Source organism: Saccharibacillus kuerlensis DSM 22868, from assembly GCF_000378145.1.
GTDB lineage: Bacteria > Bacillota > Bacilli > Paenibacillales > Paenibacillaceae > Saccharibacillus > Saccharibacillus kuerlensis.
This window is the reverse complement of sequence record NZ_KB899285.1, coordinates 128,595-151,206: the sequence shown is the minus strand read 5'-3', so window position 1 is coordinate 151,206 and position 22,612 is coordinate 128,595. Positions and strand designations below refer to the sequence as shown.

At 52.0% G+C, this 22,612-nt stretch carries 18 protein-coding genes and 1 riboswitch; of the genes, 4 read left to right on the top strand and 14 right to left on the bottom strand.

All coding sequences use genetic code 11. The features are described 5' to 3' along the window. The first annotated feature begins 31 nt into the window (after positions 1-31). On the top strand, positions 32-1,138 hold the full coding sequence (locus tag F456_RS0111685; protein WP_018977218.1) for a glycosyltransferase: 1,107 nt from the start codon (positions 32-34) through the stop codon (positions 1,136-1,138). Positions 1,139-1,183: 45 nt separating this feature from the next. Here the strand turns inward: F456_RS0111685 and F456_RS0111680 are convergent, their stop codons facing one another. From F456_RS0111680 to F456_RS0111635, 7 genes are all read right to left on the bottom strand, one after another. Beyond that, on the bottom strand, positions 1,184-1,972 hold the full coding sequence (locus F456_RS0111680; RefSeq protein WP_018977217.1) for a carbon-nitrogen family hydrolase: 789 nt from the start codon (positions 1,970-1,972) through the stop codon (positions 1,184-1,186). A gap of 189 nt (positions 1,973-2,161) precedes the next feature. Beyond that, a riboswitch (SAM riboswitch) is annotated at positions 2,162-2,297 on the top strand. A gap of 418 nt (positions 2,298-2,715) precedes the next feature. Then, positions 2,716-4,263 carry a gluconokinase gene (gene gntK / locus F456_RS0111665; protein WP_018977214.1) on the bottom strand — a complete coding sequence of 516 codons (1,548 nt, stop codon included), beginning with the start codon at positions 4,261-4,263 and terminating at the stop codon, positions 2,716-2,718. 97 nt (positions 4,264-4,360) lie between these two features. Continuing rightward, positions 4,361-5,722, bottom strand: a complete 1,362-nt coding sequence (locus F456_RS0111660; RefSeq protein WP_018977213.1) for a GntT/GntP/DsdX family permease — start codon at positions 5,720-5,722, stop codon at positions 4,361-4,363. 182 nt (positions 5,723-5,904) lie between these two features. Next, the gene (locus F456_RS0111655; RefSeq protein WP_018977212.1) at positions 5,905-6,576 is read right to left on the bottom strand and encodes a GntR family transcriptional regulator; all 672 of its coding nucleotides are present in this window, start codon (positions 6,574-6,576) and stop codon (positions 5,905-5,907) included. Positions 6,577-6,710: 134 nt separating this feature from the next. After that, on the bottom strand, positions 6,711-7,610 hold the full coding sequence (gene gnd / locus F456_RS0111645; protein WP_018977210.1) for a phosphogluconate dehydrogenase (NAD(+)-dependent, decarboxylating): 900 nt from the start codon (positions 7,608-7,610) through the stop codon (positions 6,711-6,713). A 1,095-nt stretch (positions 7,611-8,705) separates the two neighbouring features. Next, the gene (locus F456_RS0111640; protein WP_018977209.1) at positions 8,706-9,866 is read right to left on the bottom strand and encodes a S1C family serine protease; all 1,161 of its coding nucleotides are present in this window, start codon (positions 9,864-9,866) and stop codon (positions 8,706-8,708) included. An 11-nt stretch (positions 9,867-9,877) separates the two neighbouring features. Beyond that, positions 9,878-11,233 (bottom strand): FxLYD domain-containing protein, encoded by a 1,356-nt coding sequence (locus tag F456_RS0111635; RefSeq protein ID WP_018977208.1) that lies wholly within the window; start codon positions 11,231-11,233, stop codon positions 9,878-9,880. 235 nt (positions 11,234-11,468) lie between these two features. Here F456_RS0111635 and F456_RS23620 point away from each other — a divergent pair, with 235 nt between their 5' ends. The 3 genes from F456_RS23620 to F456_RS0111620 all read left to right on the top strand — a co-directional run bounded on the left by F456_RS23620 (position 11,469) and on the right by F456_RS0111620 (position 13,427). Further along, positions 11,469-12,398, top strand: coding sequence for a hypothetical protein (locus F456_RS23620; RefSeq protein ID WP_018977207.1), 930 nt, complete (start codon positions 11,469-11,471; stop codon positions 12,396-12,398). A gap of 88 nt (positions 12,399-12,486) precedes the next feature. Further along, a complete protein-coding gene (infC, locus tag F456_RS0111625; protein ID WP_018977206.1) occupies positions 12,487-12,960 on the top strand; it encodes a translation initiation factor IF-3 in 474 nt (157 codons plus the stop codon). Then, the gene (locus F456_RS0111620; RefSeq protein ID WP_018977205.1) at positions 12,957-13,427 is read left to right on the top strand and encodes a pyridoxamine 5'-phosphate oxidase family protein; all 471 of its coding nucleotides are present in this window, start codon (positions 12,957-12,959) and stop codon (positions 13,425-13,427) included. Before infC ends, F456_RS0111620 begins: the two co-directional genes overlap by 4 nt. Before the next feature lie 4 nt (positions 13,428-13,431). Here the strand turns inward: F456_RS0111620 and F456_RS0111615 are convergent, their stop codons facing one another. The 7 genes from F456_RS0111615 to F456_RS0111585 form a co-directional block, all read right to left on the bottom strand. Then, the gene (locus F456_RS0111615) at positions 13,432-13,695 is read right to left on the bottom strand and encodes a hypothetical protein (RefSeq protein WP_157060072.1); all 264 of its coding nucleotides are present in this window, start codon (positions 13,693-13,695) and stop codon (positions 13,432-13,434) included. A gap of 135 nt (positions 13,696-13,830) precedes the next feature. Further along, entirely contained in the window at positions 13,831-14,943 is a 1,113-nt protein-coding gene (locus tag F456_RS23615; RefSeq protein ID WP_018977203.1) for a sigma factor-like helix-turn-helix DNA-binding protein, read from the bottom strand. 164 nt (positions 14,944-15,107) lie between these two features. After that, on the bottom strand, positions 15,108-16,214 hold the full coding sequence (locus F456_RS0111605; protein WP_018977202.1) for a LolA family protein: 1,107 nt from the start codon (positions 16,212-16,214) through the stop codon (positions 15,108-15,110). A gap of 25 nt (positions 16,215-16,239) precedes the next feature. Then, on the bottom strand, positions 16,240-17,754 hold the full coding sequence (locus F456_RS0111600; RefSeq protein WP_018977201.1) for a sensor histidine kinase: 1,515 nt from the start codon (positions 17,752-17,754) through the stop codon (positions 16,240-16,242). Then, a complete protein-coding gene (locus tag F456_RS0111595) occupies positions 17,751-18,488 on the bottom strand; it encodes a response regulator transcription factor (protein WP_018977200.1) in 738 nt (245 codons plus the stop codon). Before F456_RS0111595 ends, F456_RS0111600 begins: the two co-directional genes overlap by 4 nt. A gap of 156 nt (positions 18,489-18,644) precedes the next feature. After that, positions 18,645-20,516: an ABC transporter ATP-binding protein gene (locus F456_RS0111590; protein ID WP_018977199.1), complete on the bottom strand. Its 1,872-nt coding sequence runs from the start codon at positions 20,514-20,516 to the stop codon at positions 18,645-18,647. After that, positions 20,509-22,359, bottom strand: a complete 1,851-nt coding sequence (locus tag F456_RS0111585; RefSeq protein WP_018977198.1) for an ABC transporter ATP-binding protein — start codon at positions 22,357-22,359, stop codon at positions 20,509-20,511. The genes F456_RS0111590 and F456_RS0111585 overlap by 8 nt, the downstream gene beginning before the upstream one ends. Positions 22,360-22,612: the final 253 nt, after the last annotated feature.

The window sequence follows — 22,612 nt, the reverse complement described above, 5'->3', positions numbered from 1 at the left end:
TGCTTACACGTAGAGAAAGGATACTGGTGTTATGACGGCTGTGGAAATCATTAAACTGGCGATTGGATTTGCGGCGGTTATAATTGGCGTCCTCATGTTCTGGTCGCTGCCGGTCCCTGTTTCCTCCTCCAAGTCTGCGACCCGCCTTCCGTTCCTGTCCATCATTATTCCGGCCAGAAATGAAGAAGGCAGAATCCTGCCCCTGCTGCAGTCACTGCGGGAGCAGCGGTTCACACAATTTGAAATTTTGGTTGTTGACGACGATTCAACGGACAGCACTGCGGCTGTTGCGGAAAGCTTCGGTGCCAAGGTTCTGCAGAATAATGGAGCAGGAAAATCTTCAGCCTGCTGGTATGGTGCCGAGCAGGCCCAAGGAAGCTGGTTGTTGTTTTTAGACGCGGATACAAGATTCGAAAGCGCAGACGGGTTAAGCCATCTGCTGCATTTCTATCAGGAAAAGGGTGCTCGAGGCGTTACGGCACTGCAGCCCTTTCATACTGTTGAGCGCTTGTATGAATACATCTCCGTTGTCTTTAATATCATCGTTGTGGTAGGAATGAATCTTTTTACCATTTGGGGATCACGGTTCAGAACGGCCGGTTCGTTCGGTCCATGCATTTTATGCAATCGGGATGATTACTTCTTGTCCGGAGGCCATAAAAAAATCGAGGGCGCTATCATGGATGATCTGGCACTGGGAGAAGCATTTCTTGAACAGGATCTTCCTGTTCGCTGCCTCGGCGGCAAAGGCATTATATCTTTGCGTATGTACCCGGAAGGCGTAAGAAGTCTGATCGAGGGCTGGTGCAAAAGTTTCGCTGTCGGCTCCAAATCCACTCATCCGATTGTTATGCTTATGGTCATCTTATGGATTTCCGGCAGTTTCATCGCTGCAGCAGCCCTAATCTCTTCCCTTATCGCATGGAACCCTGCCTCCATCCTGTTCAGCGGGATATTATATATCCTGTATGCTATTCAAACCGCATGGTTTGCCGGCAGGATCGGTAATTTCAAAATGGCGGTTTTTCCTTTTTATCCGATCTTGTTTTTGTTTTTCGTAGGCATCTACTTGTATTCCTTCATCAGGGTGAACATTTTCCATTCCGTGAATTGGAAGGGTCGTAAGATCAAGGTGTGAACGTTCTTGATAAAGAGAACACCAAAGAACACATCCTCAATGGACTTAACGATACAGTTCGGTCCGGCGGTCTTCGAAAACTGGAATGTGTCCGCGTGCTTCCCCTGTCTCTGCGGTATCGATCTCGGCGCTGAGCAGCTCGTCATCCTTGCCGGCTTCCGCCACAATGTCTCCCAGCGGATTGATAATCATCGAATTGCCGGCAAATTCATGATCCGGATCGGTGCCGCTTCGGTTGCAGCCGACTACCCAGCACTGATTCTCAATCGCCCGGGCCATAAGCAGAGCGCGCCAGTGCGAAAGTCTCTCCGCCGGCCACTGGGCAACGACGAACAGCACTTCGGCTCCTGCTGCCGCATGCAGACGAATCCATTCGGGAAAACGGATATCGTAGCAGATAACGCCCGCAGTCTTGATGCCATCCAGTTCGAAATCTCCGGTCTCTTTGCCCATCTGCAGATGAAGATGCTCGTCCATCAGCTGAAACAGATGCGCTTTGCTGTACTCCGCAATTTGCTGTCCTTCCCGGTCATAAGCGAGCAGCGTATTGAACACCCCGTCTTCGGTACGCTTGGCAGCCGATCCGCCGATCAGATGAACGTTGTGCTTGCGGGCTAATTTTGCGAGAAAAGCTTTGGTCTCTGCCGCATCGTCTTCCGCAATCTCGTTCAGCCGCTTCAGATCATAACCTGTTGTCCAGAGCTCCGGCAGTACCAAAATATCCGGCCCGCCTTCCATCGCTTTTTCGATTTGTTTCTCGACCGCTTTATAGTTAGCCTCCGGATCGCCGAATATCACGTCCTGCTGGATACAAGTAATTTTCCACTTCGCCATTTATTCAGCCTCCTGTTCCCTATTTACTTGCGATGAATTTGTCATGCATTTCCCATACATTTGAAATGCATTTACAATCCTGATTTTCGATCCTCTCGAGCTCTTTCAAATCGCTCTTCATCGTTGACACTCCGGGCAAAGCATGGGATAATTTGCACATATGTACGATCCATATGCTGCAATTTGTACATCTTATCAAGAGCAGGCGGAGGGACCAGCCCGATGAAGCCCGGCAACCGACCCCATTAGGGGCACGGTGCTAATTCTTGCTCGTTCATTCGAACCTCCGCGGCGCGGAAGTGACGAATGGGCGGAGAGATAAGAAGAGACTTTCGCTTATTCAAGCCTCTTCTTAATGGGAAGAGGCTTTTTTATGCTTCTCTCCCGATTATTGATCTGCGGTCCATCCGATTGTTGTTTCTTTTCTCCATTTTGCGTAAGCCCGGCAACTGCCGGTTCTTATATGGACGAGTGCTGCGTTCCACAGCGTACACTTCCGTCCTGTCGGCCGCTTTCCCGCGTCCGGCTGCCGCAACGTCGTTCAGTCTCCCACCGGCGGATTGTCCGGATCGTTCTGTTCTTTACCCGATCCCGACTGCATAACGCGTATGATTCCATCCTCAAATGCGATCATCCGGACCGCCGGTGGCCAAAGAACAGAAGCCCTCCGCAGACCAGCCTTCCGGCCGGCCCGGCGAAGGGCTCTTTTCTGTTCCCTATTCTGTTCTTTACCCAAAAAGATGTCAGATCTCTCCCGCCATCTCCCGCTGGAACTTGGCAATCGATTCGTATTCGTTCTCCAAACTGCGCGCCACAGAAATAAAGATCGGCAGCAGATGCTTGTAGACCTTCGCATTCGCTTCCATCGGTTCGTGCCGATGTGTGCCGCCGATCATGTCCTCAACCACATCCAGGGAAGGCACACGGCCAAGCGCATATAGACCAAGTACAGCTGCTCCCAGACAGGAACTCTCGAAGCTCTCCGGCACCACGACTTCCTGATCGAAGATATCCGCCATCATCTGCCGCCACAGCGGCGAACGGGCGAATCCTCCGGTAGCATGAATTTTCTGCGGTCGACCGATCTGCTCCTCCATGGCCAACATCACGGTATAGAGGTTGAAAATAACCCCTTCAAGCACGGCGCGGATCATATGCTCTTTGCGATGGTTCATCGTCAAGCCAAAAAACGATCCTCTTGCATCGGGATTCCACAGCGGCGCACGTTCTCCGGTCAGGTACGGATGGAACAGCAGCCCTTCCGAGCCGGCACGCACCTGCTCCGCAATTCGGGTCAGGACGTCATAAGGATCGATCCCCAGCCGTTTGGCCGTCTCCACTTCCGAAGCGGCAAATTCGTCTTTCACCCAGCGGAACAGCATGCCCCCGTTGTTGACCGGTCCGCCGATGACCCACAATCCGGGCGCAAGCGCATAGCAGAAGAAACGGCCTTTCGGGTCGGTCACCGGACGATCCACCACTGTGCGAATCGCCCCGCTTGTACCAATTGTTGCCGCTACAACGCCCGGACGAATGGCTCCCACACCCAGATTCGACAGCACGCCGTCGCTTGCGCCTACGATAAACGGTGTATCCACCGACAGCCCAAGTTCTTGCGCCAGCACTTCCGGAAGACCTTTGACGATATGTGTGGTCGGTACCGGCTGCGACAAACGCTCTGGCGTGATCCCCGCTATTTCAAGCGCTTCTTCGTCCCAATCCAGCTTCTCCAGATTAAATAGACCTGTCGCTGAAGCGATCGAATGATCAATCACGTACTTGTCGAACAGACGGAAAAAGATATATTCCTTGATCGAGATAAATTTTGCCGAACGTTCGAACCAATCCGGCTGATCGTGCCGCATCCACAGCAGCTTCGTGAGAGGCGACATGGGATGAATCGGTGTACCTGTACGCATATAGATCTTATCACCATTGAGCTCTTTCTTGAGTGTCTTCGTCCAAGAAGCGCTGCGGTTATCCGCCCAAGTGATGCACTGCGTTACAGGTGCTCCTTCAATATCGACGCCGATGATGCTGTGCATGGCCGAACTGAACGATACCAACAAGATTTGTTCCGGCTCTATACCCGCTTCCCGTACAGCTCCCGCGATCGAACGAACGACCGCCTGGTAGATTTCGTCCGGGTCCTGCTCGGCGACCGAAGGCGAAGGCGTGTGCAGCGGATAGCCGATATTGGCCTGCGCAAGCACCTCTCCTTTCTCTTTGAACACCACCGCTTTGGTGCTCGTCGTGCCGATGTCGACGCCAATCATCAGTTTATCGTTCATTTGCCGAGAACCTTCCTTCCGAATGCGGCAAAGCAGGCCGGAGATTCCGGCCCGCTATGCCTGCGTATTTGCCCTGCTCCCTGTTACTCTCTATCTATTAAACGAAAACGCTCAATGTAAGAATAAAAATTAAACCGACCACGGACAAGATCGTCTCCATTGCCGTCCATGATTTAAGCGTCTGAACGACGGTCATGCCGAAGAATTCCTTGATCATCCAGAAGCCGGCATCATTAACGTGAGACAATACAAGCGAGCCGGCACCCGTAGCCAGTACGACCAATTCGATGTTGACGCCGGTCGAAACGGCAAGCACCGGTGCCACGATTCCCGCAGCCGTAGTCATAGCTACTGTAGCCGAACCTGTTGCAACGCGGATCAGCGCTGCTACAAGCCATGCAAATACAATAATATTGATATGCGACTGGCTCGCAAGCCCCGCGATCGCATCACCGACACCGCTGTCGATCAGTACCTGCTTGAAGGCGCCGCCCCCGCCGATAATCAGGATGATCGAAGCGGTCGGTGCCAGACAGTCGTTCGTGAATTTCGAAACATCGGATTTAGTGAATCCCCGGGCGAAGCCAAGTGAGAAGAACGAGAAGACGGCCGAGATCAGCAGCGCAATCACTTCATGACCGACAAACTCCGCAAAGTGCGTAAACCCGCTTGTTCCTTCCGGATCGACAATACCTGCAATCGAGCCGAACAGCATCAGCAGTACCGGCAGTAGAATCGTGAACAAAGTAATACCGAAGCCCGGCAGATTGTCCGAGCTCTTGGCCGAGAACTGATCGGCCAGCTCGGAAGGCGGCGCAACGAGAATGCGCTTGCCGATAAACTTGCCGAATATCGGTCCTGCAATGATCGCGGTCGGAATACCGACGATCAAGGCGTACAGAATCGTTGTACCCAGATCGGCTCCGAATGCACTGATGGCGATCATCGGCGCTGGATGCGGTGGAACGAGCCCGTGTACCGTCGACAGGCCGGCCAGAATCGGAATACCAATATGCAGCAGCGACATGCCCGTCTTGCGAGCTACCAAGAAGATGATCGGAATCAGCAGAATAACTCCGACTTCGAAGAATACCGGAATACCAACGATAAAGCCAACGACGACCATCGCCCAGTGCACCCGTTTGATACCGAATTTGTCAATCAGCGTGTTGGCGATTCGTTCCGCGCCGCCCGATTCGGCCATCATCTTGCCCAGCATCGTACCAAGACCGATGACGATCGCGATCGTGCCAAGTGTGCCGCCAAGGCCGCCAGTGACCGACTTGATTAGTGTCTGCGCTTCCATTCCGGCCAGCAGACCGAGTGCAAGTGCAGACATCAGCAGCGTAACGAACGGGTTCCATTTATATTTGGCAATCAACAGAACGAGGAACACGATCGCAACGGCCGTCCAGATGAGCAGCGTCGCATTGTGGCTAAGCCCGAATATACTTTCCATAAGATCCTCCTTCAAGATGTGCGATGGCGCATTCAAGCCTATCTGCAATTTTGAACTTCATAACGCTTACAAGTTTATTTTTACCTGTTTCAACTATTTGAAAAGACAGGCTTACCTAAATAATTTCTCTCTTTCGGTATACTTGTCGACAAGTTGGCCGAAAAGAAGCCGCTGCCCCCTTTCTAAGGGAGGCTGCGGTCCAACGTTTCTCCGGAATCATCAAAATAGTTTTTTACAACTTTTCGAATGCTGTCGGCACTGCCTGTACGCAGTCCTTCAACGATCATCCGATGTTTGTCCGCTACCCAATTCATCCGCTCCTCGCCCTGCTTGAAGCCTTTTTCCGTCGTCAGAAGAATAACGGTCATAACGATGGGACGAATGCTGTTCCATAGGTGCAGGATACGGATATGATTCGCTTCCGTTACAATCCGTTCATGAAACGAAAAATCCTGATAGGCGAACTCTACATAATCCCCATGTTTGGCCGCCAATTTCATTCGGTCGATCGCCTGTTCAAGCTGCGAAGCCAGCGCCGCATTGTCCCGATTCGCCAGCCGCTGCTGGGCGAAGCTCTCGATCAGATAGCGTACGTCATACAGTTCTTTCACATCTTCGAGATTCAGTCCCACTACGACGGCTCCCATCCGCTCCAGGCGAATCAGCCCTTCGCCGGCCAACATTTTCAGCGCTTCGCGCACGGGCGATCGGCTGGTACCGAATGTTTCCGCAACGCGGTTTTCCGAAATGACCTCCCCGGGTTTGATCTCTTCGTTGATAATCTGCAGACGCAGCCGACTGGCGATCGATTCGCCGAGCGACACGCCCTGAAGCCAAGCGGAAGGATATTGCATGGTTAAACGACTCCCCGTTCCCGAATTTGCAGGCCGGATCACGCAGTTTTCTCGTCTCCGGCACATGCCATTCCCCTGATTTTAGCATACTTGCCGGGAAAGTTCTGCTCTGCCGGGCGGGTTATGCCGAGCAATTAATCTTCCTTCACAACGGCATGTCCGCCAAATTCGTTGCGCAGTGCCGCGACCACTTTGCCATGGAACGTATCGGTCTCCAGCGAACGGTAGCGCATCAGCAGCGACAGCGCGATGATCGGCGTTCCGACTTCCAGATCCAGAGCTTCCTGTACCGTCCACTTGCCTTCTCCCGAGCTCTGCATAACGCCTTTGATCTCGTCAAGATTCGGATCTTTGGAAAAGGCGTTTTCCGTCAGTTCCATCAGCCATCCGCGGATAACCGATCCGTTGGACCAGACGCGGGCTACCGCTTCATGATCGTAATCGAACGCGCTCTTCTCCAGCACCTCGAAACCTTCCCCGATCGCCTGCATCATGCCGTATTCGATACCGTTATGCACCATCTTGAGATAATGCCCGCTTCCGCTCGGCCCAGTGTACAGATAACCATTCTCGACGGCGAGATCCTTGAACAATGGCTCGATCGTCCCGAACGCTTCCTTGTCGCCGCCGATCATGAAGCAGCCGCCGTTCTGTGCACCGGACATGCCGCCGCTGGTGCCTGCATCGAAGAAGTGAATGCCTTTGCTGCGTAGGCCTTCCCCACGCCGAATCGAATCTTTGTAATGCGAATTGCCGCCGTCGATAATCATGTCGCCCTCTTCCAGCAGCGAAGCCAAACCATCCAATACACCATCGACGATTGGACCGGCCGGTACCATGACCCAGACTACACGCGGCTTCTCCAGCTGTCCGACCAATTCAGCTACCGATTCTGCGGCGAATGCGCCCTTCTGCGCCAATTCGCGTCCTGGTTCCGGGTTGACGTCATTGACGACAACTTGATGCCCGTTTTCCAACAGATTCAGGACAAGGTTATAGCCCATTTTGCCAAGGCCGATCATTCCGATTTTCATACTGTTCACTCCTTCTTCTGTTTCCTATATCCTGTATCCAAATAAACAAAACGATCGAAAAATAAACAAGTATACCTGTATACAACTTCTTTTTTATCTTACTCCTCTACTTAAGAATTTGTAAAGAGAAAATTGAAAGCGGTTTATTTGTATGGAAATTCACAGCCGGTGGAAGGAAAATGCTGCACAAACAAAAACGGCACCCTCCCCGGATGCCGCATGTACTTTCTGCTCAGGGGATGCTCTGTTCAACATTACCCCGATTCTTGATGAAAAAACAATATTTTCCTTTTGTTTGTAGAGTACTATAAATTTTTTGTAACAGCGAAAAGTGATTAGGGGCTGTATGCAAACCTATTTAAGCCATATCCGAATCGAGATTAGCACCAAAAAGTCTTAACATGTTCGCTGTCTTGTCATAACAAGCTGCTCCGGTACGTGCAACCTAAAGTACTGCATTCAGTCATTGTCTCCAGTCTTTGGGAAGCCGTTCTCCTTGTGTTTTTCGGACAGGGTGCAGGAAAGAATCAATGGCATTCCACTCTTCGTCGGTTAAAACGCATCTCGTCTCATGTCTTTAATTTAACGGATTTAAAAGCATTCTTGATGTTTGCGTACAGACCTTAAAAGGGATGTCATTCGCTCATCGAGCAAACGACATCCCTTTTTTATAAGCGAAGGCGTAAAGAGAAAAGAGAAAAGAGAAAAAAGAAAAAAGAAAAAAAGAGAGAAACGAAAAAGAGAGAAACGAAAAAGAGAAAAAGAGAAGTGAAAAAGAGTTCACCGGGAAGACACCGAAAAGACCCTGAATGATCGCCTAAAGCGTCGAATGGAGTTTGAAATAAGTGCACTCATACAACTATTTTGAAGCAAAGAGTGCTTTTTAAACAAATAAGTGCTCAGATACACTTAAATCAAAAGTTTAAGCGTGTTTTCTCTTTGGTCACTCCAAATAGGTGTACTCTTGCACTTATTTGCTCATCTACGCACGATTTGCCGTAAATAGCTGCAGCAGCGCACTTAATTTCAAAAAGCTCAAGCCAATTCGCAGTTTGCGTACACACTGTAGAAAAACGAATAAGCTTATTAAAAAGCTTAAGCGACCTTTTCCCCTTTGCCGCTTATAATCTTCAGCATATCATTCTCATAACCGACCCGGTAAGTCAATTTGTAGTCCGTATAAACGGTACCCGACTCCTTGAATTCTTCAGCCGTGATAGTTATCGTTACGATAACTTCCTGTCCGGAACGTTCGGAGAAGATGGAGTTGATCTGGATCTCACCGGTTTTTAGATAGCCGTCCCGGAATCCGTTGTAATCTGTTCCTGCCTGCCAACTGCTCCCCAGAAAAGAATAGGCCGTTACGTAATCTTTCGAGGACAGACTGATGTAATAAGCGGACAGCAGATACTCGGCATCATCCGTCATCGACCAGCCTTCATTGCTGACCCCTTCGCCGTCGGCACTTTTGCCGGAAACGAGCTTTGGCAGATCAATGCCCGGCTTCGCAGACCAGCCTTGAACCGTATCAAGAATCTCGGTAACGGGAATACTGAAGCCTATCGAGCTTTCCTCTGTAAACTTCGCTGAATTAATACCCAGTACGGCTCCCGTCCTCAAGTCGACCAGAGGGCCGCCGCTGTTGCCCGGAGCGATCGGAGCAGAGATTTGGTACAAGTTGTTGTAGACATACGGATCGATCGTAAGATCGCGGCCCGTTCCGCTGATGATTCCTGTCGTTACGGTATTTTGCAGTCCAAGAGGACTTCCGAGCGCCAACACTTCGTCGCCGATTTCTCCATTGACTTCAGCCATTTGGAGCGGCGCTTGGCCGGCCAGTTCAGGCACCCGGACTACCGCTATATCCGTCTCCGTGCCGGCACCGATGACTTCGCCATCCAGCGTACGTGCATCGGCCGTCTTGACCTTGACCTGCCGTGCACCTTCGACCACATGCGCGTTGGTAATTACGTCGCCCTGCTCGTTATACAGAAAGCCCGAGCCCAGCGACCCGTCTTCCAGTTTGATCATCACGACTTTCTTCTGTGTCGCGTTAATGACGTCCTTAAGCGCAGCCGGTTTTGGAGAATCGGGCTTTGCAGCTGCCGCCTGCTTATCTGCCATCTGCGCAGCTGCCAGAACCGGCGCACCCTTCAGCTCTTCCGGTACTTTTTCCAATACGTACCACGAAGCTCCGCCTGTTCCCGCCAGAACCAGCAGAGAGGCCAATCCGCTGAATATCCATCCTTTTTTCATGTTAGACCTCCCTATTCCAAGTACCAGGTAACGTTATCGACTTTAATCTGTACATAATCGTACCATCCGTAATCGTAGGTGCTGAACGTCCCGCTCGCGCCGGGAGCCAGGCGATACGGCGAAGCGAACGTTGAAGAAGAGAACAGATAAAGACCCGCAGCGTCATACGCCGAATAATGAATCTCAATCCCATAGATTGGCCGCGTTGCCACATTCGTCACGGTACCGGTCGTTGTAATGTCGCCGTATTCGGAGATCGTGACATTCATGTCGCTTACGTCGACGGCGGCCGTACGGTTGTTCAGATCGTCGGCTTGTGCCTGCTGCTGCGCACGTTCAATACGGGCCTGCTCTGCCGCTTCAAATGCCGCCTGTTCCGATTCAATCCGATCCTGCAGCGCAAGCAGGTTTTTGTCTTTGGCTGCATACTGAAGCCCCTGCTTCACTTCCTCGTGAGCCTGACTAAAGCTCTTGTCTTGAAGCAGTTCTTCGGCTTTCTTCGTACTGAGCGAAACGATCTTGGCAACAATCAGTTTCTCCACTTCGTCCGCTTCCGCCGCCTTTAACCGACCCACTTCGTCCAACTTGTGGGCCAGCGCTTCCACATCGCTCAGCTTGTCGAGCTCCTGCTTAACCAGCAGTACGGACAGACGGTCTCGATTGTCGGCTGCCATAGTTTTTTCGCGCTCAAACAGCGGCTCGCTTCGCCCGTTCAGCGATTTTTCCAGCACACCGAGCGATTTTTCCGCCGTTTCCAGCTGATTCTGCTTCAACTGCGACGAGACTTTATCCAGTTTCTCGTGCACCCGCTGCGCGGTCTCGATCAGCGTGCGATCGGTCTGGAGAGCCGCAAACTCCGGACGCAGCGCAGCAGCTTGATCCAGCATCGCCAGTGCTTCGTCGTATTTGCCATCCAATGCCAAAGCTCCCGCTTCCACATGAAGCTCCGATGTCTGCCCGTTGATCCCGGTTTCCCGCTCGTACAGCATATATACGCCACCGGCTCCAATTCCCAGCAGCAGGACCGGAATCATCCACATCGGATGGCGAAAGCCGCCCTTGGATTTTCGGGTTTTGCCTTTGGACCCGGTTCCAGATTCACTTGAAGAACGTTCCATCTCGGCAGGTTGCACCGAAGCTTCCGCTTCGTTGGATCGCCTTGTCAATTGACCGGAAAGCGGCATGTTCTCTTTCTTGAATTCTTCCATAGATTCTTTCTTATATTCGAACGGATCGCTACTCCGCTCTCTTGAGCTGGCTGTTCCGTTCAGAACAGCTTCTTCCGTCGCTGTAAGCAGGCGTGCTCCGCACGACGAACAGAACGCCGCATTCTCCGGCTGCTTCGCTCCACAATGATTGCAGTACATTCAGGACCCCTCCCGCAAATAGGCATTCTCATGCCCTAAAACATCAATCCAATACCAGTCCGAGGTCAATACCTCGAATGCTTGCTCGTCTGCTATTAATGTAGCATAATTCTTGAGGATTTAGGACAATAATTCCTATGAGTTGCCTCAAAGACAATATCAGTATGAACATGTTAAAATAAGGCCGTTCGCATTCGTTATTCCTGTATGTTGAACGCCGAGGAGGAATTTTTCTATGACGAATATGCCTTCCCATTACGGTGCCTACGCGGTGCCGAAGACCATAAGGAAACTGCTTGAACTGGAGCAGGAGTTGACAGTTCTCGGCCTATCGCTTGATCGGGCTTTTCCTTTCATGCTGTTGGAACATGATTTTCGTTATCACACCACGCCAATAGATGTCATTCCGCTGGCCAGTACCGGCATGGACGGTATTCATTACGCTTTCCTGACCGATTTTGGCCGAGTTTCGGATCTGGAACAGGCATGGATCGTAACTGTGTCGCCTATGGATTCCGATCGTCCCGTCTGGCCCGTCGCCGCCAACCTGCGCGAATTTCTTCAGGCCGCCTATACGGATGCCGACGCGTTGATCAATAACTTTGACACGGGGGAGTCCTATCGCGAGTATGTTCGAACTCGGAATCCAGTTGAACGAGATGAACAAGAACAGTTGGTCCGTGAACAACTTGTCCAACGTTTCGGCATCAAGCCAATTGCCGATATGGGCCAATACCTTGACGATCTTCGTGTCCGGCGTGCAGCAGAAGCTGTTCTTCCAACCGAAGATAGGCTCGGCGTTGTTCCCATAAATCCGGATCACGGGAATACCTGCGCTGCGGTCATCCCGTCTATCGACCGAGATTTCGATTGGGAAGAACGTCGTAATGAGATCGAACGATTCTGGCAGCAGGCTTCTGCGGATTCAAAACGTATCTTCTTGCGTCATGCACAGCTGCACTCGATCTTCCAGTTTCACGATTGTCTCAATTGGTTCTGCGAACGTCTCGAAGAAGAAGGTATGCAGGAATATGCGAAAAATTTGATGGATTCGTTCGGTTATTTCGAATATGAAGAAACTTCCGATGCAGCTGAATCTATCACCGAAGGCCTCATGTGGGATACCCTACAGATAGAAGATCAAGATGAAAAATCAAAGAAATAAGAACACAATCACCTGGATTTAAAGCAGCTTCCCCTTTCGCTTGAAAGCCATTTACTCACAATATCAACTCAAAAAGGAGTTTTTACATATGATCAAAAACGAAAAAATCAAAGCCGCCGAAGTCAACGTGACCGGCGTTAACGGCGAAGCTCTCGGCGTGATGGCAACGAGCGAAGCGCTCAAACTGGCCAAGGAATTGGGCGTCGATCTCGTCTGCACCTCCCTCTATTCCAGTCCGCCTCCATGCACCCTGATCTCTTCCGGCAAAGCAAAAGAAGCCAAGCAGCAGGAGAAGAAAGCCACCCGGCCGGCGAAGATTAAGGAAATCCGCCTGACGGCCAGCATTGAAGAGCATGATTATGAAACGAAAAAGAACCAAGCTCAGCGCATTCTCGAAGGCGGAGACTCGGTTCAGTTCGTTGTCAAAATGTCCGGCAAAGAAGGTCCAAAAGCGAAAGAACTGCTGGAAGAACTGCTGCGTGATTTAAAAGGTATTGGACAAAAAAAGACAGGCATCCAAGTCAGCGGCAAGCAGGCTGCGGTGCAGGTAGACCCGGTATGAAAATGGCAGATGATGCTCAATTGAACGATGAGCTCTACGCTCTGCTCGACGGCACGCAGCTGAACGAAAAAATGCACATCGCCATGACGCTGCATTCAGTTGATGAAGAAGGTTATCCGCATCAAGCGATGGTCAGTGCCGGCGAAGTCTGGGCAGAGTCGCGCAGTCGACTGCGCATAGCGCTGTGGATCGGCACGAGTACGACCGGAAACCTGCTGCGTACAGGCAGGGCGCTGCTTGCGGTCGTTCATAACGGCGTATCGTATACGGTGCGGCTGCAGGCTCAAGCGCTGCCGGAGCTGGAGCACGCCCAGCATCCTCGCGCGCGGTTCACTGCGGACGTGCTGGAGACCCGTTCGGATATCGCAAAGTACGCCACTCTAACCTGCGGAATTACGATTGAACTGCATGATCCTCAAGCGGTCGTTGTCCGGTGGAAAGAAACGCTGGAGGAATTGAAAAAATAAACGCCTACTGCCCATACCCATCCGTTCCGCCGCGATACTTGGCATACGCCCCGTAAGCGATATAAGCGGCACCAAGAACCATATAGGCATAGCGCAGCCAGTGGAACCAATCGCCGTTTTCAGGCCCAAGGATTGAAGAACCGATGTTGATTATAACGATCATTCCTCCGTTTTCCACAAGATGATATTCCGGGCCGCGGCGAATCGTACGGTAAGCAATAATTCCAATTGAAAGCAGCATTAATGCAAGCATTAAATAAATAAGCAAGTATGTCCCTCTTTCCATCATTTGGATCTCTTTATTATAAGCGAACCTTAAGCAGGAGACGATCCTATTTCGTAAGGAAGCAGCTTTGTTTCAGGTGAATTTTTCACTTTCCGGTTCCTAGAAATCTTCGCAAGATCAGTACGCAACGAAACGCTGCAGCTTGTCGGGATTACGCACGGCATAAACGGACTGAATGCGTCCTGCCGAGATTTCGATAACGAAGACCGTATCCGTATGTCCGTCTTCCTTGTATACAAGCCCCAACTGCCCGTTGACAGAGCGAAGCTGAAGTTCCGGCGCGATGCCGGTCGGCGCGCCCTTCCCTTCCGGGGAATGCGCAAATTTCTTGGCCAGTCCGGCCAGAAATGCGGTTACTGCTTGAGCGCCGACGATCGGACGGACGGCTGCGGTCACACGGCCTCCACCGTCGGAACGCAAGACGGCATCGGCATGCAGCATTTCGATCATTCCGTGCATATCGCCGGTTCGGGCCGCATGCAGAAACTGAAGGACGAGCGGTTCGGCCTTCTCGGCCGGCAGCAGACCCTGCGGCGGGCATGCTGCCGCAATCTTGGGTCGCAAGCGGCTCATCGTCTTGCGGCAGGCAGCTTCGGAACGGCCGGTCGCCTCGGCAATCGCCCTATAGTCGAAAGCGAAAGCCTCGCGCAGAATATAGACGGCTCTCTCAATGGGATCGAGAGTCTCCAACAGCAGCAAAATAGCAAAAGATACGCCCTCATCCTGCAAGTAAATGGCAGCCGGGTCACCGTCGCCGGTCGGAATCGGTTCGGGCAGCCAAGGGCCTATGTACAATTCCCTTTGCAGATGCTTTAGAACCAGACGCTGTTCCAAATGGTGAATCTCCGTCACAGCTCCCTGAACAAATTCAATGCCGTGCTGTTCCAGTTCAGTAAACGAGATCTCCAGTTCCTCTGGACGAGCGGCTCTGCGAAACAGCATGACCTTGCGTACATGGCAGGCCTCACGGTCCACCAGAATCAGCCTTGTCCCGGCCCATTTCTTCCCCACTGCACCGCCGCCTCCAGAAGTGGCGAACCCGGGCAGTCCTGCAGCTCTTTCCTTCGTTTCCCCCATTCCTTTCGCTGCTTCGATCCGCAATTCCTTTTTCAAGGAAAAAAGGGTTTGCAGCCCTGCGTAGCCGCCTCCGATCACTACAATAGTCATAGGTACACTTTCCCGCTGGCTCACCAACTTCCGATCCTCCAAACCTGCCTCCATGCGCTTCATGAGCATCTCTCCTTTTCTGTTTGTCCATGAAACGATTGAGCCCCTCAATATGTGACCGACATTTCTCATAACAAAAAGACCCCTTCTAAAAACGGGGCCTTCCTCCAAAAGTGTTCGCTCACCAAGCTGGTCATGTGCCTGTCAAAACGCTGTATCCTCCTCGCTTACTTCATCTCCAGCTGATTAGCCAACTCCATCAGATGGTCGAGACTGACCTCGCGGTCCAGCGGCATGATCATTAGACTGTAGCGCAGTCCATTCTCATCCCAAGTCAGACTGCTGATCTCTTCCATGTAATAGCCTTCCACACCTCTTACTGTTACCTTTTCGCCAAGTTCACTTTTCCCAGCGTCCTCAGGCGATTCAAACAAACTGAGACTAATTGGCGTTCCGCCCTCTTCAAGGTAAGTCAAGCTGATTTCTTTTCGCGCCAGCTCCCCTGTGCCTTCGAACAGCGTCACTTCCGTTTGCTTGAATGTGCTTTCCGGCAGCTGCAGAAAAGGCTGTCCAATTGCCGTTTCGGCTTCCTCCAGCGTTATCTGCTTCGGCCCCATCTCGTCAAGCGATACCATTTCGGCATCTGCGGGGATATCAATTTCGAACGTCTCTTGGTCAAATGCTGGCGACTCGTCGATTAATGTATAAGCGAATTCCGTCCGGGTATCGCCCGAGCTCGCACTCGATTTAACGATCATCCAATTTTGCGCATCGATCCAATATTCCTGTACGCCGACCAGTGTGTTCTTTTTTTCTTCATTCGGTACGGCTTTGATATGGTAAACATCCTTGTTCAGCCACTTTTCTTTGCCTACCGTTTCGATCGAGTGGCTATCACGCATACGCTCAAACTGAGCGACGATTTTATCCTTATGCGAGACAGCCTCTCTTCCGGTCCCTCCTGCATCCATTCTGTACACCAGATTTTGTTCCTGTTCATAAACGGTTACCTGCTTACCATCGTTGACCGAGATGCTGGTGTTATTCCCACTTTTCACCTCGTTACGGATACTGCCGCTGTCTGCGTTATACCATTCTTTTATCCGCATCGACTCCATCATCTTCTCTCCGTCATACAGCGTCATTTCGGCTTCCGCATAATAGGAAAACGGCGCTGTATTTTCCGAGACCGCTCTTTCCACGATTTCTGCCTCCGTATAGGCCAGTGCATTTCCTGTTTCACCGCAGCCGGCCAGTACAGCGCCTGCTACGAGGATTCCGCCCAGCAGAGCGGCAGCCTTCGACTTTTCGTTTGAAAATCTGCTCTTCTTCATTTCGCATCTCCCTTTCTTAATGTCTCTACAGGCTTTCTTCGTACCATTCTTCTATCGTCTGCTGCTTCGTTTCGATACCCTGTAGTCTGCACACAACCAATGTTCCATAGTTTTCCTCTGAAAAAAGTTTAATCTCCCCGCCATGACGCCGGACAATCCGACTTGCGATCGTAAGTCCAAGACCGAAACTTCCTGCGCCGGCCAGACTTCTTGAGGCGTTCCCCTGATAGAAGGGCTCGAACAGCCGGTTCAGCAGCTCTTCCGGCACCGGCTCACCCTCGTTCTGAACCAGCAGCAGCACATCTTCGGACTCTGCGCCACAGAGCTGCCGGACTCCGTCCGCAAAAGGTGGAAACAGCCACGCAGGCAGCTGCCGAGATGCCGACATGGCACCCAAAATCAGACGCCCGCCTACCGGGGTATGCCGAACGGCGTTACCGACCAGATTATCCATCATGCGCATCATCAGCTGAGGATCGACGCTCAGGCGACCGCCGGAAACCGATATTTCGGTCTCCAGCCGGACATCCCGTGACATCGCCAATGCTCCATAACCTTCCAGCAGCATCTCTAGAAATTCTTCGGCCTCGACTTCAACCTTTTGTTCCTCATCCCCGCCCTTTTCAAGCACAGCATATAAACTTAAATCGTCCAGCATGCCATGCATCCGGTCGGCCTGGGCGATCAGCTGCCTCCGATACTCACCCTCTTCCCGTTCATCCAGCAGCTGGCTGTCCAATCCTTCAGCATACGCCCGGATGGAAGTCAGCGGTGTCTTCAGATCGTGCGACAGGGCAGAGATCATGAATGCTTTCTCCTGCTGCTTGCGTTCCAGTTCCTGTCGGGAAGCCTCAATCGTTTGCTGCATATCTGTAAAATGTTTCATTAGGCGGCCCATCTCGTCGGAGCTTCGATAATCGGCTGTCGTGATCGGCTCTCCGGAAGCGAAGGCGTTCATTCTGTCAATCAGCAGCTGCATTGGACGAATAAGCTTACGACGAATGAGCAGCAGCATCACCATGTAGAGCAGCAAAATGAACAGCCCTAGTACCGACCCAACCATCATCGTCCGCTGCCTGATGTTTTCCTGCCATTCCCCTCGAGCGGCGGTAATCTCGTAAAGGCCGACCATTTCGCCGTTCTCGAATACCGGTTCTTTTTTGACATAGCTTCTCGGATTGATCTGCAATTCGTACAATTCGGCATACAAGTTTCGGTTCATTAGGGGAACGGCATAGTGCTCACTGCCCTCCATTGAAGAATAGAGCACAGTTCCCTTAGGGGTGAATAATTCGATTCGCAGCGAGTCGTCCACCTGTTCATCCAGTTCTTTGTAATCCGCCTCTCTAAAGCTCCGGTACAATTTGGGCTGCCTGACGATGGACTCTACCTGTGCGATCCGGTTCGATACGGCCATATAATCAGTAAATGAACGCTCCGCATCTAATTTCCCTATTAACTGGTAAAAGACGATGCCTGCTGCGAGCGGGAGCAGCATCAAGGCAAGGAAAGCGATCAGCAGCCAGGTCCGCAGCTTCATTCGGCTTCACCGATAAAGCGGTAGCCGCTTCCCCACACCGTCTGTACAAAGCGGGGAGCCCGGGTACTGTCGCTAAGCTTGGTACGCAGGCTCTTGATGTGTACCGTCACGGTATTGCTGCCTTCCGCGTCCGCCTGCTGCCAGACATGCTCGTACAGTTCGGGCTTACCGAATGCTCGTCCCGGATGAGCGGAGAGCAGTTCAAGCAGCGCCCACTCCTTGCCTGTCAGGTTCAGCGGCTCTCCGTCCAACAGGGCTAGGCGATTCCCCCGATCGATCTTCAATCCGCCGCGAAAAGACAGTACGCCGGATTTGTCCTCTTCGCTGCCGCCCATGTACTTCCTAAACTTTCGTAAATGGACATCTACACGCAGCGCAATTTCGGTCAAGCTGAAAGGCTTGGTCATATAGTCGTCCGCTCCAAGCCCAAAAGCCCGTACTTTGCTGTCGTCTTCACTTCTCGCACTCATGATGAGCAGCGGCACATCGCTTTTGAGCCGGATATTTTTGCAGAGCGTATAGCCATCCATCTCCGGCAGCATCAGATCGACCAGAATCAGATCGTATTCTTCCCTGCAAAAGTCTTCCCAACATTCCAGTCCCGTTGTTGCCCAGGTGACGAAGTAGCCTTCCCGACGCAGATGGTCGGTCACTACCCGGCCGATTCCCGGATCGTCTTCGACAATCAGCAGACGTCCTCTTCCGTCTGCCTCATTTCTCGTTTTATCCTTCACTTTGTATCGTCTCCTTGCCTTTATTCTAGGTTCTTCTCCCTCTGACTTCGAAAACTTCATACATTCTTTATAAATCTGCACAAAAAAAGGCATTCGTTCACTCATTTTAACATGGGTGAACGAATGCCTTTTATCCAAAAATGTCTTATATCAACCTTAGTCTCCCGCTTCTTCCTGCATATCCTGTCCGTTGTACAGACCGTTGTACAGACCGCTGTAGAAACCGCCCTGCTCCAGCAGCTCTTCGTGCGAGCCGTGTTCGAGCAGGCCGCCGTCCTTCAGGACCAGAATCTGATCGGCCTGACGGATTGTATTCAGACGGTGGGCGATAACGAAGCTGGTCCGTCCTTTCATCAGGCGCTGAAGACCCTGCTGGATCTTGATCTCCGTCACGGTATCGATGCTGCTGGTTGCTTCATCAAGTACAAGGATCGCCGGATCGGCGAGCATCGCCCGGGCAATCGCAAGCAGCTGCTTCTGCCCCTGGCTGATGCCGCTGCCGCCGTTCGTCAGCTTCTTGTCGTAACCGTCTTCCAGCCGAACGATAAACGAATGCGCGTTGGCCAGCTTGGCGGCCTCTTCGATCTCCTCGTCCGTTGCGTCAAGACGCCCGTAGCGGATGTTCTCGCGGATTGTGCCTTCGAACAGGAATGTATCCTGAAGCACGAACGCCATGTGGGAACGCAGGTTTTCCCGCTGGATCGTTCCGATCTCCTGCCCGTCGATCGTAATCTTACCGCTGCTCGTATCGTAAAAGCGCGACAGCAGCTGAATCAATGTCGTCTTGCCCGCACCGGTCGGACCGACCAGGGCGATCGTCTCACCAGGCTTTGCTTCAAACGAGATATCAGACAATATGCTGCGTCCTTCGTCATAGCCGAATGAGACATGTTCGAATTTGACTTCGCCTTCGACATGATCAAGCTTTACGGCTTTGCCTTCATCCTTGTTCTCCACTTCTTCGTCCATAATCTCAAATACCCGCTCCGCACCGGCAATTGCAGACAGCAGCGTGTTCCACTGGTTGGCCAGATCGTTCAGCGGACGAGTGAACTGGCGTGCGTATTCGACGAAGATAATGATTACACCGATCGTAACCTGCCCGTTGATTGCCAGAATACCGCCGAGTCCGGCGACCAGAGCGAAGCTGAGGTTGTTCAGGCTGTTCATCAATTTCGGAATCATGCCGGAGATCGTCTGCGCCCAGAAACCGGACAGCCGGATACGCTCATTGCGCACCGCAAATTCCTGCTTGACCCGATCTTCTTGGGAAAAAGCTTTGATAATGCGCTGACCCGACAGCGTCTCCTCGATGTAACCGTTCAAGTCGCCCAAATTGCTCTGACGTTCTTTGAACAGAGGCCCTGTGCGCCGCGTAATCCATCTCATGCCGATTGCCATCAGCGGGACTACGATAAAGGTCAGCAGCGTGAGCAGCGGACTGAGACTCAGCATGACACCCAGCGTACCGAACAGAATCAGAATACTGGAAAAGATTTGAATGGCGGAACTGTTCAGCGTAGCGCTGACGTTCTCCATATCGTTCGTAACCCGGCTCATCAGCTCCCCCTGTTGGCGTTTGCCAAAGAACGGGATAGGAAGCTTGTGCAGATGAGAGAACAGATCGACGCGCATCCGGTACACCGTCTCCTGTGCAATTTCGATCATCCACACGCTTTGCAGAAACATGGTAATGGGTCCCAGAAAGTAAACGACACCGAGCACGATCAGGAAGCGAACCCAGCCCATTCCCCAAAACGTGCCTTCGCCGCTCAAATAGTTGTCGACCGCGATCCCGATCATATACGGGCCGAGCAGCGCCAGTGCCGAGCTGATCAGCACCATGAACAGTACGAGTCCAAGCTTCAGTTTGCGACGGGCTAGATACTTCCAGATGCGGCTCAGAGTACCGGAGACGTTTTTGGCCCGCTTTTTCTGCTTGTATTCACCGCTTGCCTTCGACGGATCTTTGATTACCGCCGGACGGGGCTGCAGGAAAGGCTCGGTCAGCGCATTGGACTTAGGCATGCAGCGCTTCCCCCTTTTCAGATTGAGATTCGTAAATATGACGGTACAGCTTCGAGTTTTTCATTAATTCGTGATGCGTACCGCTTTCAATCAGTCGTCCCTCATCCAGCAGCAGAATCAGGTCCGCCGCCTCGGTAGAGCTGATCTTCTGGGTAATGAGAAATGTTGTACACGAGATATCTTCCAATGCCCCAAGCAATCTCGCTTCGGTGGCCAAATCCAATGCGCTTGTACTGTCGTCGAGAATCAGAATCGATGGACGACGCACCAGCGCTCTGGCGATCGACAGCCGCTGCTTCTGTCCGCCAGACAGATTGACGCCCCGCTGTCCGAGCTGGGTATTGTACCCGTTTGGCAGCTTCTCCACCGTATCGTGGATCTGGGCAATTCGGGCCGCCTGCATAATTTCTTCGAGCGTCGCGTCTTCCCGGCCCCAAGCGATATTTTCGCGAATCGATCCGGTAAACAGCAGTACCTCCTGTGGTACATAACCGATGCTGCGGCGCAGCAGATTCGTATCCCACTCGTCGATGCTGCGTCCGTCGATCAGAATCCCGCCTTTATCGCGATCGTACAAATGCGGAATAAGCTGTACAAGCGACGACTTGCCCGAACCGGTGGCGCCCATAATTGCTATTCGTTTTCCCGCCTCGATCTTGAACGAAATGTCTTCCAGCACTTTGATATCGCTGGTCGGATATTTGAACGAAACATGTTGAAACTCGACCGTTCCTTGGATGATCGAAGCGCCGCCGGACGGAGCAGAAGTTTCAGCGGCTTCAGCTGCGGAAAGGGATGCTTGGCCGAAAATCTGTCGTTCTTCGGCGTCCTTGGCTTCGGCAAAAGCGGCAGCCGATGCACCGCTTTCACGGCCAAAGGCGTTCTTCTGTTCAAATTCGCCGCTCTGCGTATCGAGCACCTCGCTTACGCGCTGCGCGGATGCACCCGCTCGCGAGAATGTAACCGCGATCCAGGAGAAAGCGGACAGTGCGCCGATCGTACGCAGCGCATAGTTGGCAACAGCGACCACTTCGCCGACGCTGGCGCCGCCTGCCGCAATATCCGCGCGGCCGAACCATAACACGGCGACAATGGCAGCATTCATCACGAGCATAATAAACGGCATTGTGGTCTCGGTCAGACGCAGCGCCGACACCGTATTTTTCATCAGCTTACCGCTTGAAGCGGCAAAACGATTGTTCTCGTGCTTCATCCGCACGAAGACGCGAATCAAGCGAATTCCTGTTAAGTTTTCCTGGATGACACTGTTCACTTTATCGAGCCGGCGCTGAACGTTCTTAAACATTCCGCCTGCCCGGCGCATGATCCACATAACGAACACGAGCAGCAGCGGCACGGTCAGCGCCAGCAGCAGACCCAGCTTGAAATTGACAATCATCGCCATCACGACGCTGCCGATTACGACCAGCGGCACCCGGGTCATAAATCTCAAGCTCATAAATACCGTATCCTGAAGCATCGTCACATCACCAGTCATCCGCGTAATCAGCGAAGACGTGGCAAAGCGGCTGAATACGGAGTACGAGAACGACTGCACCTTATCATACAGCGTCTCCCGCAGATCGCTGGCGAATCCCTGACTTGCAAAGGAAGCGAGAAACGAACTGGCCACACCCGCTCCAAATGCGACGATAGATCCTCCGACCAGGACAGCTCCCCACATCCAGACAACGCCAAGATCCGAGTTCACAATGCCGTCATCGATGATCTTCGAGATCAGATAGGGCTGCGCCAGTTCGACGGTAAGCTCAATGACCATCATCAGCAGCGCCAAAAGCGAGGCAGTGCGGTACTTCTTTAAAAAGGAAAAGACTAACGACATGATCATTCCTCCGAACCGTAAGGCAGTAGTGGCAAATAAACAAACGGCAGCAGCATAATAACCAACTAGAAAATGTATAAAAACGACCTGAGCAAGCAATATTCCCAGTATACTGTATATTCCCTGACATTGGCCTGACAATAGATATCATTCAATCGTTAACCTTTTTGCAAACAACTGCGTGTCTCCTTACCCTATGTTAAAATTTATTTACCCTTCATTTGCACAGAATAACTTCCTCTAAGAGCCATTA

Coding starts and splice junctions, on each gene's coding strand:
- F456_RS0111685 (WP_018977218.1), top strand. CDS start 32: ATGACGGCTGTGGAAATCATTAAACTGGCGATTGGATTTGCGGCGGTT.
- F456_RS0111680 (WP_018977217.1), bottom strand. CDS start 1,972: ATGGCGAAGTGGAAAATTACTTGTATCCAGCAGGACGTGATATTCGGC.
- gntK (WP_018977214.1), bottom strand. CDS start 4,263: ATGAACGATAAACTGATGATTGGCGTCGACATCGGCACGACGAGCACC.
- F456_RS0111660 (WP_018977213.1), bottom strand. CDS start 5,722: ATGGAAAGTATATTCGGGCTTAGCCACAATGCGACGCTGCTCATCTGG.
- F456_RS0111655 (WP_018977212.1), bottom strand. CDS start 6,576: ATGCAATATCCTTCCGCTTGGCTTCAGGGCGTGTCGCTCGGCGAATCG.
- gnd (WP_018977210.1), bottom strand. CDS start 7,610: ATGAAAATCGGAATGATCGGCCTTGGCAAAATGGGCTATAACCTTGTC.
- F456_RS0111640 (WP_018977209.1), bottom strand. CDS start 9,866: ATGAAAAAAGGATGGATATTCAGCGGATTGGCCTCTCTGCTGGTTCTG.
- F456_RS0111635 (WP_018977208.1), bottom strand. CDS start 11,233: ATGTACTGCAATCATTGTGGAGCGAAGCAGCCGGAGAATGCGGCGTTC.
- F456_RS23620 (WP_018977207.1), top strand. CDS start 11,469: ATGACGAATATGCCTTCCCATTACGGTGCCTACGCGGTGCCGAAGACC.
- infC (WP_018977206.1), top strand. CDS start 12,487: ATGATCAAAAACGAAAAAATCAAAGCCGCCGAAGTCAACGTGACCGGC.
- F456_RS0111620 (WP_018977205.1), top strand. CDS start 12,957: ATGAAAATGGCAGATGATGCTCAATTGAACGATGAGCTCTACGCTCTG.
- F456_RS23615 (WP_018977203.1), bottom strand. CDS start 14,943: ATGAAGCGCATGGAGGCAGGTTTGGAGGATCGGAAGTTGGTGAGCCAG.
- F456_RS0111605 (WP_018977202.1), bottom strand. CDS start 16,214: ATGAAGAAGAGCAGATTTTCAAACGAAAAGTCGAAGGCTGCCGCTCTG.
- F456_RS0111600 (WP_018977201.1), bottom strand. CDS start 17,754: ATGAAGCTGCGGACCTGGCTGCTGATCGCTTTCCTTGCCTTGATGCTG.
- F456_RS0111590 (WP_018977199.1), bottom strand. CDS start 20,516: ATGCCTAAGTCCAATGCGCTGACCGAGCCTTTCCTGCAGCCCCGTCCG.
- F456_RS0111585 (WP_018977198.1), bottom strand. CDS start 22,359: ATGTCGTTAGTCTTTTCCTTTTTAAAGAAGTACCGCACTGCCTCGCTT.